The 15,990-nt window shown below is 41.4% G+C and carries 13 protein-coding genes; 8 read left to right on the top strand and 5 right to left on the bottom strand.

Features of this window, described 5'->3' with window-relative positions; genetic code table 11:
• Positions 1-42 precede the first annotated feature (42 nt).
• Positions 43-414, bottom strand: a complete 372-nt coding sequence (locus ABZP31_RS04570; RefSeq protein ID WP_248134033.1) for an MCR_0457 family protein — start codon at positions 412-414, stop codon at positions 43-45.
• Between the two features lie 106 nt (positions 415-520).
• On the opposite strand from ABZP31_RS04570, the gene surE reads away from it, so the two are divergent.
• From surE to ABZP31_RS04585, 3 genes are all read left to right on the top strand, one after another.
• Entirely contained in the window at positions 521-1,294 is a 774-nt protein-coding gene (gene surE, locus ABZP31_RS04575) for a 5'/3'-nucleotidase SurE (RefSeq protein WP_005015018.1), read from the top strand.
• Between the two features lie 121 nt (positions 1,295-1,415).
• Complete coding sequence (locus tag ABZP31_RS04580) at positions 1,416-2,237, top strand: peptidoglycan DD-metalloendopeptidase family protein (protein WP_248134035.1); 822 nt, start codon at positions 1,416-1,418, stop codon at positions 2,235-2,237.
• Between the two features lie 98 nt (positions 2,238-2,335).
• Positions 2,336-3,265 carry a LysR family transcriptional regulator gene (locus ABZP31_RS04585; protein WP_005404234.1) on the top strand — a complete coding sequence of 310 codons (930 nt, stop codon included), beginning with the start codon at positions 2,336-2,338 and terminating at the stop codon, positions 3,263-3,265.
• Between the two features lie 55 nt (positions 3,266-3,320).
• On the opposite strand, the gene ABZP31_RS04590 is transcribed toward ABZP31_RS04585, so the two are convergent.
• On the bottom strand, positions 3,321-4,535 hold the full coding sequence (locus ABZP31_RS04590; RefSeq protein ID WP_005404233.1) for an aspartate aminotransferase family protein: 1,215 nt from the start codon (positions 4,533-4,535) through the stop codon (positions 3,321-3,323).
• Positions 4,536-4,696: 161 nt separating this feature from the next.
• Here ABZP31_RS04590 and grxD point away from each other — a divergent pair, with 161 nt between their 5' ends.
• On the top strand, positions 4,697-5,038 hold the full coding sequence (gene grxD, locus ABZP31_RS04595; RefSeq protein ID WP_005015011.1) for a Grx4 family monothiol glutaredoxin: 342 nt from the start codon (positions 4,697-4,699) through the stop codon (positions 5,036-5,038).
• 55 nt (positions 5,039-5,093) lie between these two features.
• Here grxD and ABZP31_RS04600 read toward each other — a convergent pair whose 3' ends face one another.
• Positions 5,094-7,706, bottom strand: a complete 2,613-nt coding sequence (locus ABZP31_RS04600; protein ID WP_248134106.1) for a Lon protease family protein — start codon at positions 7,704-7,706, stop codon at positions 5,094-5,096.
• Positions 7,707-7,908: 202 nt separating this feature from the next.
• Here ABZP31_RS04600 and ABZP31_RS04605 point away from each other — a divergent pair, with 202 nt between their 5' ends.
• From ABZP31_RS04605 to rpmE, 4 genes are all read left to right on the top strand, one after another.
• Complete coding sequence (locus ABZP31_RS04605) at positions 7,909-10,062, top strand: MFS transporter (protein ID WP_367156924.1); 2,154 nt, start codon at positions 7,909-7,911, stop codon at positions 10,060-10,062.
• A gap of 2 nt (positions 10,063-10,064) precedes the next feature.
• Positions 10,065-10,466, top strand: a complete 402-nt coding sequence (gloA, locus tag ABZP31_RS04610) for a lactoylglutathione lyase (protein ID WP_005015008.1) — start codon at positions 10,065-10,067, stop codon at positions 10,464-10,466.
• A 159-nt stretch (positions 10,467-10,625) separates the two neighbouring features.
• Positions 10,626-11,627, top strand: a complete 1,002-nt coding sequence (locus ABZP31_RS04615) for a bile acid:sodium symporter family protein (RefSeq protein ID WP_005015007.1) — start codon at positions 10,626-10,628, stop codon at positions 11,625-11,627.
• Positions 11,628-11,831: 204 nt separating this feature from the next.
• On the top strand, positions 11,832-12,056 hold the full coding sequence (gene rpmE, locus ABZP31_RS04620) for a 50S ribosomal protein L31 (protein ID WP_005015004.1): 225 nt from the start codon (positions 11,832-11,834) through the stop codon (positions 12,054-12,056).
• Between the two features lie 61 nt (positions 12,057-12,117).
• Here the strand turns inward: rpmE and ABZP31_RS04625 are convergent, their stop codons facing one another.
• Both ABZP31_RS04625 and ABZP31_RS04630 read right to left on the bottom strand, forming a co-directional pair.
• On the bottom strand, positions 12,118-14,253 hold the full coding sequence (locus ABZP31_RS04625) for an EAL domain-containing protein (RefSeq protein ID WP_248134040.1): 2,136 nt from the start codon (positions 14,251-14,253) through the stop codon (positions 12,118-12,120).
• The gene (locus ABZP31_RS04630) at positions 14,235-15,989 is read right to left on the bottom strand and encodes a GTPase (RefSeq protein WP_248134042.1); all 1,755 of its coding nucleotides are present in this window, start codon (positions 15,987-15,989) and stop codon (positions 14,235-14,237) included. The genes ABZP31_RS04625 and ABZP31_RS04630 overlap by 19 nt, the downstream gene beginning before the upstream one ends.
• Position 15,990 lies beyond the last annotated feature (1 nt).

A 15,990-nucleotide genomic window follows, 5' to 3' on the forward strand; every position in this document is an offset into this window, starting at 1 on the left:
AGCCGGGATTTCTAAAACAGGTTATATTTTTAAGTCGATGTCTTACTCAAAGTCCAGAACATCCTGACATACTGATTTCTGTTCTTCCTGATCAGCTTCTTTTGCAGCTGAACGTGCTTCAGCAAGCACACGCTTATACTCTATATCATTTTGCAAACGGGCATAAGTCATTGAGGAATCAGAGTATTCTCCCAGATAGCTATTAATCAGCTTTTGGATGTTAGTGTCCAGACGAGTATTTTTCCCCAAGATTGCTGGACATACCTCTGCCAGTACCTGAGTGCCTGCAATATCTTCTTTGACCAGTGTATCAGCCTCTTGCTGAGTCAAGCCCTCATGGGCCAGTGCCACCTGAGACATGACTGCAACAAACCCCAGACTCATTAGTCCCCGTAATAAAAATGACTTAATCATTGTTTTCACAAATTTATAGGTAGATGTAGAGAGTCAAATATATATAATTTATTGAATAATTCAATTTAATGTCCTCTACAGTCATTTTTTTAACCGAGATTTTTGTGTGAATATTCTAATTGCCAATGATGATGGTGTGTTTGCTCCAGGCCTACAGGCGCTTGCACAAGCCTTGAAACCTTTAGGTCGTGTAGTTGTGGTTGCTCCTGAAGCCGAGCGGAGTGGTTATTCGAGTGCGTTAACCCTAGACCGTCCTTTAAGACCGGTACCTATTGCTGAAGATGTTTGGGCTGTTAATGGCACACCTGCAGATTGTGTTTACCTGTCTATGAATGGCCTGTTTGATTTCGAGTTTGATCTGGTCGTCAGTGGTATCAATAGTGGAGCTAATTTAGGCGATGACGTACTGTACTCTGGCACAGTAGGTGCTGCTTTTGAAGGCCGTCTCATGAAGCAGCCGGCTATTGCCGTTTCACTTGCTGGCGGTAATGTACGCTCATATGTACATCCTGATGAGTTCAAAGTTGCTGCTCGTTGGGTTCATGATTTTATTGCTCGTGGTTTGCCCCAGTTACCACCACGTCATATCTTGAATATTAATATTCCAGACCTACAGGAACTTAAAGGTGCCCAGATTACCTATCAGGGGCAGCGTTCTCAATCTAAACCGATTACCAGCCATGTAGACCCACGTGGCCGCCAAGTGTACTGGATTGGTCTGGCTGGTGAGGCAGTAACAGAACCGCGAGAAAATATTCACCAGATTCAATCGGATTTTTTTGCAATTGCCAATGGTTATGTGAGTATTACGCCAATTCAGATGGACGCCACCAACTATGCAATACTGGAGAGTTTACAAACAGATCTTGAGCTCAGCTAAACACGGACAAACCAGTTATGTTATAAGTTTGTGAAAAAGGAAAGGTGAAATGATTTTCACCGGACTTTTTTGATACCCTTAGCGCAGTTGTTTTTTGAGTCTATATAAGAGAGGGAGATCAATGCAATTGGTTCCACAACACCGCCTATTTCCTGTTCCAACTACAACAATCATGAAAAAAATAGTGTTGTCGGTTGCTGTTGTTTCTACCCTGATTCTTACAGGTTGTGCTTCTAAACCTCAGATCAATAATCCGACTCGTTATGCAACTGCACCAGATTACTATACAGTACGCTCTGGTGACACCTTAAGCGGTATTGCAGCGCGTTATGGTCTGAGCTATTTAAGTATTGCTGAAATGAATGATATTTCAGCCCCTTACCGGATTTATGTAAACCAGTCACTGCGCCTGAAAAATTCAGGTACACGCCGTAGTCAAACCCAGCCGATGACCCAGGCTGCCCCAATTCAGCGTCAGCGTGTTGCTCTGCCAACACCGTCGCCTGTAACGACAACTACTCGTACGACTGTCCAGCCAACCAGCCCTACACCGAGCATACCGGTTCGTAGTACGACATTACGATGGGTGAAACCGGCCAATGGGCCTGTACTTCAGGCTTATAATCCGGCAAGTAATATTAAAGGAACCCGTTTTTCAGGGAATCTGGGCGATCCAGTATTTGCAGCAGCAGACGGACAGGTGGTTTATGCGGCAGATGGCTTGAAAGAATATGGAAATCTGGTCCTGATTAAGCATATAGATGGTTATATTAGTGCTTATGCACATAATAGTAAAATGCTGGTAAAAAGCGGTGATAATGTAACAGCAGGACAAAAAATTGCTGAAATGGGTTCTAGTGGTACGAATCAGGTTATGCTGGAATTCCAGATCCGTCTGGATGGTAAACCGATCAATCCGGCAAGCATTTTACCGATTAATTAATAAATTAATGCAAAACTAGAAAATCCCCGTATAATACAACGAGTTGTTTTTATCAAATATTGAATAATAAAGACAGCTCAAAGTTCAGAGGGAATTTTATGTTAGATCAACTCCGGGCAATGGGAGTATTTGCTTGCGTTGTTGAAAAAAGCTCGTTTAGCGGTGCGGCTCGTGAACTTGGTATTACGACAAGCGCCGTCAGTCAGCAAATCCGCTCATTAGAAAATGAAATGGAAGTAATTCTTCTACATCGTTCTACCCGGAAGTTGAGTCTGACCGAAGCGGGACAAGCTTTTTTCCACAGCTGTCGAGAAATGCTCGCTGCTGCTGAACGTGGAAAGGTTCGAATTAATGAACTGCGCGATGAACTGGTCGGTGACCTGCGCATTGCGACCACGCCAGAAATAGGTGCCATGCATCTTGTACCTGCTCTGTCTCACTGGATATCTGCACATCGCGGTTTATCTGTTCATTTTGAGGCTGAGAATAAATATATTGACCTGATTGAAGGCCGTATTGATATTGCTGTACGCATGAGTTCAAAAATAGAAGATTCTAATCTGACCGCCGTGCCGTTGGCCCGTGTTGAGCAGATTCTGGTTGCTTCTCCAAGTTACCTGAACCAGTCTGCTCCAATATCACGTCCTGAAGATTTAAAAAATCATGATCTTATTCCAATTAATGTCATGAATAATTATCAGCAGTTTTCATTCCAGCATGGTGTGACAAGTGAAGTTGTTGATCTGGAAATGCGTAGCCGTCTGTATAGTAATAATGTGCTGGTTGCGAAATCATTATGTCAGCATGGACATGGCTTGGCGCGTATTCTTTATCTGGATGTGCAGAAAGATCTGATTAATGGATCTTTGGTTGAGGTATTGCCTGAGTGGAAACTGCCTGCTTTTACTCTTTATGCAGTTATCTCTCGACGTGAACAGCAGCCAATGAAAATTCATCGCTGTCTGGATGCTCTGAAACAGTATTTTAGTCAACTTCCCGGTGGCAGAGTCTATCAGGAAGCATCTTAAACAAGAGTATAAAAAAGCCGCACTGAGCGGCTTTTTTATATTACTTTCTTATTTGTTAAGCCTTAAGAAAACTCTTGATTGCCGGGATTAGACGCTGAATCAGATCATCGGCTTGCTCTTGTGTCATGTTAAGTGGCGGCAATAAACGGACCACAGAACCGGCAGTTACATTAATAATCAGTTTGTACTCGTCGCGTGCGATATTTACCAGTTCGCCACAGTCTTTCGGTAATTCAATACCAATCATCATTCCGAAACCGCGGACTTTAACCTGATATTCTTTCAGCTGTTGACGAATCTGGTCCACAATATAATGACCGATTTGAGCTGCGTTCTCCAGCGCATTTTCCTTTTCCAAAAGTTCAAGTACGGTATAAACCACACGTGAACCTAGTGCTGAACCACTATAGGTTGAACCATGATTTCCGGCAGCAAGTACGCCTACACCACGGCCTTGAGTCATTACCGCACCAATTGGAAAACCGTTGCCTAGGCCTTTAGCAGTCGTCAGTACATCTGGAATAATATTGGTATGCTGGTAAGCAAAATATTTGCCGGTACGTCCATTTCCGGTTTGTACTTCATCCAGCATCATCAGCCAGTTGTGCTGGTTGCAAATTCGACGGATATCTTCCAGATAGCTGAAGCCTTGTGCTGCAGTATTCACGCCACCTTCACCCTGAATAGGCTCAATCAGGATAGCGACAATATCCGGATGCTGAAGTGCAGCCTCTTCAATAGTTTCGAGGTCGCCAAATGGTACACGGATAAAGCCTTCTACCAGTGGAGTAAAGCCTTCCTGGACCTTTTTATTACCTGTGGCAGATAAAGTTGCCAAAGTCCGGCCATGAAAAGACTTGTCCGCTACAATAATTTTAGGGGTAGCTATACCTTGCTGATAAGCGTATTTACGCGCAATTTTGATAGCACCTTCATTGGATTCAGCACCACTGTTTGAAAAGAAAATCTCTTCCATACCAGAGACCTGGGCCAGTTTCTGCGCAGCAGCTGTTTGCCAAGGCACTTCAAACAGATTGCTGGTATGAATGAGAGTCATCGCCTGTTCGGCAATTGCTTCGGCCAGTACTGGGTGAGCGTGGCCTAAACCGCATACGGCAATACCAGTAAGTGCATCCAGATACTCGGTGCCATCTTCGGTATAAAGATACGCTCCTCGACCTCGGACAAAACTGATCGATTGACGGCCAAAGACTGGCATCAGATGCGATGGTTGATCAGCTTGTACGGGGGCGAGGGTAATATTATTCATGGCTAACTCTTGATGTTAGGTGGATTAAAAAGTTTATATAAGCAAAAACAGCCTCAGAATAAAAGACCAAAAATCAAATTAACATAGAAATATCTTTGACACGGACCCAGTTTTCCTCAGTTTTAGGTATAATGGCCGATAGAATAGTTGAGGATTGATCTATGACTGAACAAGCACGTGATACTGAAGCGTTAATTCGCGATCAAATCGCTAAACATGCTGTACTTCTTTATATGAAAGGCACTCCACAATTTCCGCAGTGTGGTTTCTCAGCGCGTGCTGTAGAAGCACTCAGTCAAATTGGCCGTCCATTTGCGTATGTAAATATTCTGGAAAATCAGGATATTCGTGCAACACTGCCTAAAATTGCTAACTGGCCAACTTTCCCACAACTCTGGGTAAATGGTGAGCTGGTAGGCGGAAGTGACATTATGCTGGAAATGTTTCAAAATGGTGAGCTCAAGCCATTGGTCGAGCAGTATAGCCCAGCTCCAGAAGCTTGAGTAACTGCCCAACCATAAAAAAGCGCCTTGTTAAAGGCGCTTTTTTATTAAGAGGTCAGGGCTGACCAGAAAGTTCAGCAGATATATTACCTGCTGGTATTTGATCGACTGTATTCCCTTCAATGGCAATCTTTATTTCATTTTTCTTCTTTTTTTTCTTCTTTTTTTTCTTTTTCTTAGGATCCTCACTCATTTCTTCACCATCTTCAAGTGCTTGCCAGTATTCAAGCTGCTCCATAACTGCCGCATAGATGGAACCTTTACTATAACGGCCTTTTTTATCTAATGTACCTACAGGTTGGGCCATTAAAATCTCTAGCGCCTGATCAATCGTGCTAATAGCATGGACATGAAAATGGCCGGCATTGACAGCATCAATCACATCTTGGCGTAGCATCAGGTGCTGCATGTTTTGGCGTGGAATAATGACGCCCTGCTTTCCAGTCAGACCTTGCAGTTTACATGCATCAAAGAAGCCTTCGATCTTGGCATTGACGCCACCCACCGGTTGTACCTGTCCAAGCTGGTTCATAGAGCCTGTAATTGCCCAAGACTGGTCAATCGGAATCTGACTAATAGCAGAGAGCAGGGCCGATAACTCTGCAACAGTGGCGCTATCTCCATCTACTTGTCCATAACTCTGTTCAAAAGCCAATGCTGCCGAGAAATGAAGCATTTGCTCGCGGCCAAAATGTGCTTTCAAAAAGCTGGACATCAGTAGTACGCCTTTGGCGTGTAAAGAACCACCAAGTTCAACACTGCGTTCGATATCAAGAATATCTCCACCGCCTTGGTATACCGATGCAGTCAGGCGGGAAGGCAGGCCAAACTCTACATCTGCATAATGAATTACAGATAAGGCATTAATCTGGCCCAGACGGTGCCCAGAAGTTTCAATCAGTTGAGTACCGCGGGACAGGTCCTGCCAATAAAGCTCCCTTAAATAACCTAAGCGATATTTACGGTGGTCAAGTGCCATATTGATATATTTGGCAGAAACCACCTTGTCACCCGCCTGATGGGCGTGATGATGAGCTTCACGTATCAGGTCACCTAAAGTCAGTGCATGTAAAGACAAAGAACTTTGATCTTCTGCCTGGCGGCTTGAGTCTGTCAGGAGCGCAGCAAGTGCAGAGCGGTCAAAGGGTAATAACTTGTCTGCCTGTACATAATCTGCAATGAGCTGCATGTAAGCCTGTTCGTTAGTGTCATTACGTTGTAATGTATCAGTAAAATCTGCACGGATTTTAAAAATACTGTCGAGTTCTGGTTCAACCTCCAGAATCTCATAATAAATCTCAGGTTCAGCCAGTAGAACCACCTTTAAGTTTAAAGGTACAGGTGCAGGTTCGATTGAAATACTGCCAGTCAAAGTTAGCATATGTTCAAGCGATGATAATTTAAGCTGCCCAGACTTTAAGGCACGTTTTAAACCCTGCCATGCATAAGGCTGTTCTAAAAGCTGTTCTGCTTCTAAAATCAAGAATCCGCCGTTGGCTTTATGCAGCGCCCCAGGGCGAATCAGACTAAAATCTGTACTGATCGTACCATTTTGAGTTAGCTGCTCAACATGGCCTAAAAGATTGTAGTGGGTCGGGAAATCTTCAAAAATAACAGGGGCGCCGCTGTTTGGCTTATTACTGACTATAGTATTGACCTGATAGCGGGAAGGGACACGACTGAATAAAGCAGGCGAGAATTCGTCTTCTTCCTGATCCAGAATCATCTCGACATTTTCAATAATGTTTTCTGCATACTGCTTCAGGTATTTCTCTAAGCCGGCAACTTCAGCGTATTTATTGAGAATACTCTCAATTCGCGGCATTACCACCTGTTTAGCAATTTCGCGGTTCAGGTCTGATACCTGATCTCTGGCTTCATCTTCAAGATCACCCAAATGTAAGCCCAATCGCTCCAGTTTTTTATCCATATAACGCATATTGGATGCGATTTCAGCACGTTCTTTGCTGCTCAGTGCATTAATTTCGGTCTGGCTCAGTTCTTCAAGTTTGCCATCTTTAATCTGTACAGGAACAAAGCAATGCTGTTCTTGATGGGAGACCAGTTTAAGGTCAAGGCCTTCGCCCTCTCTGGTTAATTCTACCAGTGCCTGCTGCTGTTCATTGCCGGTTTGCTGACGAATTAACTCGATCTGGTTGTGATAGGTCTCGGCACTAAAGCGCCGTTCTAACTGTTTGAGTGCAACCTGCCAGGTTTGATGCAGGGCTTTTTGAAACTTGGGTCCATGTCCGGCCGGAAAACGTAGTAGTATGGGCTGGCGGGCATTTTCAAAATTATTGACATACACCCAGTCGTCTGGCGTAGGCATGGCTTTGGCATGCTGCTGTAACAGGCGCCGGATCATGGTACGTTTACCCAGACCTGCTGTACCTACAGCAAAGATATTATAGCCTGAATAAGGTAGCGTAATTCCGGCCTCGACAGAGGCTTTGGCCCGGTCTTGACCTAAAAAATTATTAAGAGGCTTGATCCGTTTTGTTGAGGAAGGAATTTTCTCCAGATCAGGAATATGAGTAAGCTGTTCTGGCTTGAGCGCAGTTAAGTTTAAAGTATTTTGAATTTCAGTCCGGTCCAATGCTGATGGATAGGCATGATCAAGTTGTTTCTCAAGATTAATTGTAGTAGTGGTAGATAAAGAAGATGTCATTTGATCGAGTCTTTGGGTCACTGTAAAATCCAAAACTTAATATTCGCTAGAGTTTTAAAGGTATACAGGTTTAAGGGAAAATATCAAGCAGGCGAATCAGCTTTCATTATAAAAGACAGCGGATTTCATAAAAAGCATTGAAACCTGATCAATTAAACGTTTGAATAGCAAAATTTAAGATTCACTGGAAAATAATTATTCAATGTCCACACAAAGTTCAGGATGGAAAGCCGCTTTCTTAGCCTTTCTTGACCGCCGAGCCCTTATTATGCTGTTTTTGGGTTTTTCCGCCGGTATCCCTATTTTATTGATTTTTTCAAGCCTGTCACTGTGGCTGGGCGAGGCAGGTATAGATAAAAGTGCAGTGACTTTTTTTAGCTGGGCAGCATTGGGCTATTCTTTTAAGTTTGTATGGGCACCTTTAATTGATGAGCTGCCTGTCCCGTATCTGACCAGAACTCTAGGGCGTCGCCGAGCGTGGTTGCTCATCGCACAGTGTTTGATCATTACTGCAATTTGTATTATGGCTTTTTCTGATCCGGCGCTCGGGCAGAGCCATCTGATCCAGATGGCAGCAGGTGCCGTATTACTAGGTTTCTCGGCAGCAACACAAGATATTGTAATTGATGCCTACCGAATCGAGCTTGCTGAAACAGAAATGCAAACCGTCCTTGCATCTACTTATAATGCCGGTTACCGGATTGGTATGATTGTTGCCGGTGCAGGTGCTTTATTCCTGGCAGCATATTTAGGAACTGCTAAAGGTAATTATATCTATACTGCATGGCAGACTACTTATCTGGTTATGGCAGCCGTCATGTTAGTTGGTGTATTGACTACACTTATTATTCGCGAGCCACAAGTAAACCGTATCTACAAAGAATATAAACGTAGTGATTACTACCGGCTGGTGGCAGTATTTTTTGTTGCGGTCATCAGCTTCGTTACTGCCTATATTTACTCAGGTACTGCTGTTGAAGCACTTGTTTATAATATGGGTATTGAAGATAGTTTTCTTTTGTTCCTGTTTGAAGCTTTGCGCTTTTTAGGCTCAGGCGCAGTATCAATACTGGTGGGTGCTACGCTGGTAAAACTGGGCGCTGTAAACCGGCAGATGGCTTTTGAAACCTGGGTAAATCCAATATTAGATTTTTTTAAACGCTATGGACTAAAACTGGCGCTGGTATTATTGCTGTTAATTGGTTTTTACCGGATTTCCGATATTATTGCTGGTGTCATATCTAATGTGTTTTATCAGGATCTCAATTTTAGTAAAGAACAGATTGCCGAAGCGGTTAAAGTGTATGGCGTAATTTTTAGCCTGATCGGTGGTTTCTTGGGCGGTTTGCTGGCGCAGCGCATTAACATTATGAAATTAATGTTTGTAGGGGCAGTATTGGCCAGTTCTACCAACTTAATCTTTATTGGCTTGGTTAAATCTGGTCAGCCATTAGGTGATATTGAAATTTCAGTGGGTCATCAAACTTATCAGACTACTACAGATGAAGTAGGAACTTGGAGTGTAGCAATACCCAACAGCCAGCTTGCACAGCAAAGCCAGATTTCAGTAAAAACTCAGTATGCAGATAGTCCTGAGCAGGTTAATGCCTATATACCTTATTTAACTCAGGATCATAACCGTTCTCAACTGCTGTTGTTACCCATTACCAGTGATAACCAGCTGGATCAGCAGGAGCAGAAAAATAGTCTGGTGGTAAGAGGGCAGTATGCTGGCCCTGCTTTTAATCCAGAGCAAAAAATAGTTTTACATCTGGATGGTCATAATTTCGATGCCAAACTTGATGACAACGGTATATTTAGCGCAGCAATAGATGCTCATCTGCTAGTCAATTCTCCAGGTAAAACAGTGATTGCGGAGTTGATAGAAAACAAGCAGGTAAAATTACAAACCACCCACTCTTATAAAGTGAATAATTTAAAAACAGCCAAACAGCTTGATATCGATATTCAGCCACTTTCTGTTGTTGACCCCCAAAAAGACACAACAGTTGTAAGTGGTAAAGTCATTAAACCTTATAGCTCGCTCTGGTTATATTTTGCCATTATTGTTGATAATCTGGCGTCCGGTCTGGCAGGTGCGGCATTTATTGCCTTTTTATCTAGCTTGACCAGCGTTTCTTTTACCGCTGTTCAATATGCTATTTTTAGTTCACTTATGACATTAACTCCTAAGATTTTAGGAGGGTATTCAGGTACTATTGTTTCCAATATCGGTTATCCAAAGTTTTTCCTTATGACTACACTAATCGGTATCCCGATTTTGGTATTAGTCGTATGGGTAGCAAAATTACTGCGAGAACATCAATCTCTAGAATCTGAACATAAAGGTGATTAATCATGCGCATGCTGCATACCATGTTACGAGTAGGCAATTTAGAACAGTCTCTCAAGTTCTATACTGAAGTGCTCGGTATGACTTTACTTCGTAAACGTGATTATGAAGAGGGCCGCTTTACTCTGGCATTTGTAGGATATGGTGATGAAGCAAACCATACAGTACTTGAGTTAACCCACAATTGGGATACAGAAAGTTATGAATTGGGCAATGCTTACGGTCATATCGCCATTGCAGTAGAAGATGCCTACAAGGCATGTGAGGAAATTAAAGCACGTGGTGGTAATGTGGTTCGTGAAGCTGGACCGATGAAAGGCGGAGTTACCGTAATTGCCTTTGTTGAAGACCCAGATGGTTATAAGATTGAGCTAATTCAACAGGACGACAATGCCAGAAACAATTAAGTAAAAGACTAAGTGTTCAAAGAAAATACCGAACATTTTAGCTAAACACTAGCTTAAATAATTACGCTCAGTAAGATGAAACTTTACCTAAGGGTAAAATCATCTGACTGGGCTTTTCTATTATTAATTTTCAGCCTATAAAAAAACAGGATGTTGATTATGAATATATTAAAATTACTGGCATTGGACCGCTTTACTATATTGCTGATTGTAATGGTTATACTGGCAACTTTTTTACCAGTAAGTGGTGAGCCAGCTAAAGTCTTCGGGGTTATTACCAATATAGCGATTGCCATTTTATTTTTTCTGCATGGAGCAAAATTATCACGCCAGGCAATTGTTGAAGGTATATTGCACTGGAAATTGCATGTAGTGGTTTTTGCTTTTACGTTTGCTCTATTTCCTATCATTGGCCTATTAGCCAAACCTGTGCTACTTCCGATGCTTGGTGAGCAACTATACTTGGGTTTTCTGTTTATGTGCTTTTTGCCATCTACAGTTCAATCTTCAATTGCTTTTACTTCAGTTGCCAAAGGCAATGTTGCGGCGGCAGTATGTAGTGCTTCATTTTCAAATCTAGTGGGTATGTTTATTACTCCGGTTCTTGTCAGTCTTTTTATTTTTGGACAATCCAAACATGATTATGATCCGACTTCATCCATTATAGAAATTACTTTATTACTCCTTGTTCCATTTATTGCGGGACAGTTATTAAGGCCTTATGTTTTTCCCCTTATGCAGAAAGCGCCAAGCATTGTAAAAACTTTTGATCAGGGCACTATTTTAATGGTGGTCTATGGCGCATTTAGTGGTGCTGTTGTAACAGGTCTCTGGCAACAGGTAAGCTGGCTGACTCTATTTAACCTGACTTTAATATGTTCAGTGTTTCTGACAGTGATTATGTTGTTGGCTTGGTATATTCCTAAATGGCTGGGATTCAACAGACCAGACCAGATTGCAGTATTTTTTTGCGGTTCAAAGAAGACCTTGGCTAGTGGTGTACCCATGGCACAGATTCTGTTTGCAGGGCAGCCACTTGGCATGATTGTTCTACCGATTATGATTTTTCATCAGATTCAACTTATGGTCTGCGGCGTAATTGCTAATTATTGGTCTAAACAGGACACTGAGGAATATATGGGTGAAGAGGCGGCAGAATAATTCGCTATAAATTAATTTTTAATTTATAATACTGGCCACTTGTTGTGCTTAGCCCTGACGGAAACCGTCTCGGTGGGCCAAGAGAATGGTCTGTTGTGGTGTTGATCTGCTGTGGTTTTTATTAAGCCCGGCCTTCCTCAAATGATTTGAGAGTGGTCAATTGCGATGACAGCAAAACCTTTCTTTACTTAGGAGTAATCGACGATGCGCGCCGATATTCACCCAAAATATGAAAAACTTGTTGCTACCTGTTCTTGTGGTAACGTAATCGAAACTCGTTCTGCTTTAGGTAAAGAAACTCTTTATCTGGACGTTTGCTCAGCTTGTCATCCATTTTATACTGGTAAGCAGAAGAATGTTGACACTGGCGGTCGTATTGACAAGTTCAAACAACGTTTCGCTGGTATGTCACGTTCTATCAAACGTTAATACTAGAAAAAAAAAACGGGCATTAAGCCCGTTTTTTTACGCTTGAAAACAACAGCCTGAATTACTGATCCTGTACATCAGTTAAGAATTCCAGTTTTTTCTGGAAATAATTACCTTCCAAATAACGTGCTTCAATATTCCATGCATTGGCAAACAGGTTCATGTCATCAAGTTCACGCAAAATAATTTCAATGGGCTTAATTGCCAGGAAATTGATAATTTTTTCTTGCAGGTTGCCTAGTTCTTTATCATTAGAAATCAATTGTGTTAACTGTTGAGCTAAGGTGACATACTGTAGCTCTATCTGATTTAGTAATGATTCACTATAAATAGAATTTCCAAAATTCCGGATTGAGATCTCTGCACCATATTGATGTAATAGCGCAATCTGCTTTTGTGCTGCCGGTAAATTGTAAAGAATTTCTTCCTCAGCAAATTGCAAAATAAGTGGATGGGACTGTTTACTACCAATAATGGTAATAAGTTTAGCCACCAATTCAGGAAGCTGTGAGTCATTAAATAAAATATGCTGATTCAAGTTAACAATCAGTCTGGCGTCAGGGTATTGGCGAATAAAATTATGTAATTGTTTACAGGCTTCTACCAGTACCCAGCGATCAAGTTTGATTGAAAGCTCATTGTTTCCTTGTAGGTCAGCTAAACCGGAAAATTCTTGCCAGCGATTTTCATAAATAATACCGCTGGTAACTTCATAAGTATAAAGATTGATATCCTGCTTATCATAAAGCTGTTGATATCTTAAATGAATATCTGCCTGCTGGAGTTTCTGGGCCAGCACTTGTACCAGTGAAGGGGTAGAAGTGGCTGCACTCAGAGCGGTTTCTGGAACTTCAGGTACAGGAACCGGCTCAACTTCAAGCGGAGCAGTTAATTCTAGTTCAGGCTCATGTTCCAGCTCAGGCAGGTGATGGTTAAATGCATACTCCAGAAGCTCTTCGAAATGATCATTGTCCCGAATTTCATCTGGAATGAGTGTATAACCAATTTGTAGTTGCAAAGAGAAATTCACATCATTAACTGTCAGAAGCTGGGCTTTTTCGAGGGCGCGCAGACTCATTAACTGAGATTCTAATATTTCTTCAGATTCTGCTTGGAACAGAGCACCATATAATATGGTATGAACTTTAAAGACCAGCGTATGAGTTTGCTCTCTAATAAAGTCTTCAATATTCAAAAAGTAAGTTTTTAAAGTATTCCAGTCACTCTTGAAAATCTGATCAGAGCAGGTGGCCAGACTAAATACCACGAGAGCATTAAATTTTGCAGGCTGGCTAATTAAATAACGGTTGACCAGCTGGAAAGGGTTAACTGAACTTGAATTTTTCTCTGATATCTGGGGTGAGCTATTATTAGAGAGCATGGTATTAGAATTACTTGAGTCACAATTAATTCTAATTTGTAGAGCGTCTTCCTCTGCAGCAGATACAAATTCAAGTTCAAGTGCGGATGAACAGGCAACCTGACTGTTTAGAGTGCGTATTTCGAAATGCCCCTGATCAAACTGCCCCTGACTGATTTTTTTAAAACGCTGTTTAAAATCATTCAGATCTTCAGGCTGTAATATATCTAAAAGAGGTAATCCAATAACTTCATCTTCTTTTTCCAAGCCGAATAAATTCAGATATTCATTATTTGCCTGAATATGAATTCCTTCCTGAATAATAGCAACAGCTTTATGACTTTCCTGAACCAAGGTCTGAGCCTGATTCTGGGCCATCTCAAGTTCAATACTTAAACGCTGTTGAGCCTGTACCAGTCGGTAATATGAAAGTGCCCGTACCAGCCCTATATAAAAACGTTCTGGAAAATCCAAGTTGATGACATCATAGACACCTTTATATATATAATGATTATATTGTGCCGGTTCGTATTGATCAGGCTTTATAAGGAGCACCGGCAAACTTGGCTGGGTTGATGCCTGTACGATTGAAAGAGCCTGTTCAACCTTAAGATCATAGGCCCGGCCGAAAATAATCAGATCCCAATCCAGATGAAGCTGCTTTTCAAAACTTTTTAAGTCATCCAACAGCACTGCCTGTACCAGATGATCTTGCTGAGCAAAAATCTCTATAATCTGGTTATAACGGATCTGATTATCATCAATAATGAGTAGACGTGTTTCAGTACGTTTGAATTTTTTGGAGAGTAGCGGATTTCTCACTTCAATGCTTCCCATAAATCTTGTTTATTTAATTCTTGCGCCTGTTTATCCATAAACTGATCGAGTAACCCCTGTTGCTGCTCGTTAATCAACTCAAAATTGAACTGGATAAAGCTTTGGGTAATCAACAATGCCTTGGTAAGACAAATTTTGATTTCTTCCTGGCCCAAGCGCAAGTAAATAGTTTGGTGTTCTTTAAAGGTTTGTGAACCTGGTAAAATAAGGGTGACCTGCTGCTGAAAGACGGCTTTTTGAATAAGTAAAGCAGGATGATAATTAATTGTATGAAGATCAATCTGCATTCGAACTGCGCACGGATACATCTCTTGTGCCAAAATTTCCAGTCCAAGTTCCAGGCTTTTATTAGTAGACTGCTTAATCCAGCGAATGACTCCACCTCGCCATTTCTCTTGGGTTTCTTCCTTAACCAGTATAAATTCGCCTGTGCGTAAATTTTTTGGGGTTTCACCTTTCCATTTAATTCGGTAACCATTTAAGCTGACATCAAGCACGCTGGTCTGATAAAGTTGTTTGGCTTCCCGATCCAATAGCCGGCTAGAATTGACCTGGGGAAGAGTATCAGGCGTATCTTTATCCCAGTTTAATAATAATTTTGATTCACTTTGAAAGCCATAATTATTTTCCAGCATTAATGTTTCATTAAAAGTCTTGGCTTTTGAAAGATAGAAATGTGCGGATAATAAACTAAAACAGATATCTAGCTGTGCAGAATATTGATAGCGGTCATGACGGCGTTCTGTCGTGCTGCCTAAAATGGTTTGTACATGGAATTTGAGTGCCAAACTTAAATTTTTCTGTTCATGTTTTGATAAAAATTCTGGCGTTCTTCCAAAAGTCGCATTGATGTGTTCCAGCAATTCCTGAGTAGTAATAAAAAAACTGGGTTCAAAATCCGGATTCTGTTTTTTCTGGTGAATTGGTGGGTAGTCTTTATTGCAATCTACAACATATTTGGTGAGAGTCGTTGCTCTAGGTAAAATTTGGATCAGCTTGGCCCAGTCAAAACTGCATTGATAAAGTGACTGAATTTCAGAGGGCCGAATTTGATGGGCATTAAAAATGTCCAGTAAGATCAGCTGGGCATAGGTCTGATTAATATTGGCTAAAATATTTTGAGTGCCCTGTATCTGGTTAATACTGTTCATATGAAAATCATTTTTTAAAGCAATATCATACAGTTGATGAGAAATAAGCCATTGACCGGTAAAATAGTGACTATAAAGTATTTGCTGTTGATACAGTAGGCTGACAAGTTGTTGCAGGGCATAATAAATTGCCAATGTTCGAGCTATAGATAAGTTTTTTTTCTGATTAAAAGCAAAAAGAGAAAATTTTTGATGAGCGAGCTGCTCGTGCGCAGAACGCGCAATATTAATATAAACTCCTGCAAAGTGACAGCGTAGTAGCATAGCCAGTTCAATAATATGCTCATTACGGTCAGTACTGATAGGACCCTGATTAAAAAAATGTTTTTCTAAGCTGGCCAGTACTTTATCGATGGTAGGATGCAAACTATGAATCAGGTCAAATCTGAGTGTTTCACTACATTTTAAGCGAGAGATTTCGAGTACGGCATGAAACAGCGACTTAGAGGTGTCACCAAGCTGCATGAAAGACAGATTACCTGCCCACATTTCCAGATCTTTCACTGTAGCAGGTGCAAAGCTAAGTTTTTCCCTATCAAGAACATTGGGGGAATGAAATATTTCTGAAAATGTACTATTCATCATA

The organism is Acinetobacter sp. FL (assembly GCF_040744925.1).
In the GTDB taxonomy this organism is placed as follows: Bacteria; Pseudomonadota; Gammaproteobacteria; order Pseudomonadales; family Moraxellaceae; genus Acinetobacter; species Acinetobacter radioresistens.

Excerpts from the sequence above, each read along its gene's own strand:
- ABZP31_RS04570 (WP_248134033.1), bottom strand. The coding sequence starts at position 414 with ATGATTAAGTCATTTTTATTACGGGGACTAATGAGTCTGGGGTTTGTT.
- ABZP31_RS04580 (WP_248134035.1), top strand. The coding sequence starts at position 1,416 with ATGCAATTGGTTCCACAACACCGCCTATTTCCTGTTCCAACTACAACA.
- ABZP31_RS04585 (WP_005404234.1), top strand. The coding sequence starts at position 2,336 with ATGTTAGATCAACTCCGGGCAATGGGAGTATTTGCTTGCGTTGTTGAA.
- ABZP31_RS04590 (WP_005404233.1), bottom strand. The coding sequence starts at position 4,535 with ATGAATAATATTACCCTCGCCCCCGTACAAGCTGATCAACCATCGCAT.
- grxD (WP_005015011.1), top strand. The coding sequence starts at position 4,697 with ATGACTGAACAAGCACGTGATACTGAAGCGTTAATTCGCGATCAAATC.
- ABZP31_RS04600 (WP_248134106.1), bottom strand. The coding sequence starts at position 7,706 with ATGACATCTTCTTTATCTACCACTACTACAATTAATCTTGAGAAACAA.
- ABZP31_RS04605 (WP_367156924.1), top strand. The coding sequence starts at position 7,909 with ATGTCCACACAAAGTTCAGGATGGAAAGCCGCTTTCTTAGCCTTTCTT.
- gloA (WP_005015008.1), top strand. The coding sequence starts at position 10,065 with ATGCGCATGCTGCATACCATGTTACGAGTAGGCAATTTAGAACAGTCT.
- ABZP31_RS04615 (WP_005015007.1), top strand. The coding sequence starts at position 10,626 with ATGAATATATTAAAATTACTGGCATTGGACCGCTTTACTATATTGCTG.
- rpmE (WP_005015004.1), top strand. The coding sequence starts at position 11,832 with ATGCGCGCCGATATTCACCCAAAATATGAAAAACTTGTTGCTACCTGT.
- ABZP31_RS04625 (WP_248134040.1), bottom strand. The coding sequence starts at position 14,253 with ATGGGAAGCATTGAAGTGAGAAATCCGCTACTCTCCAAAAAATTCAAA.
- ABZP31_RS04630 (WP_248134042.1), bottom strand. The coding sequence starts at position 15,989 with ATGATGAATAGTACATTTTCAGAAATATTTCATTCCCCCAATGTTCTT.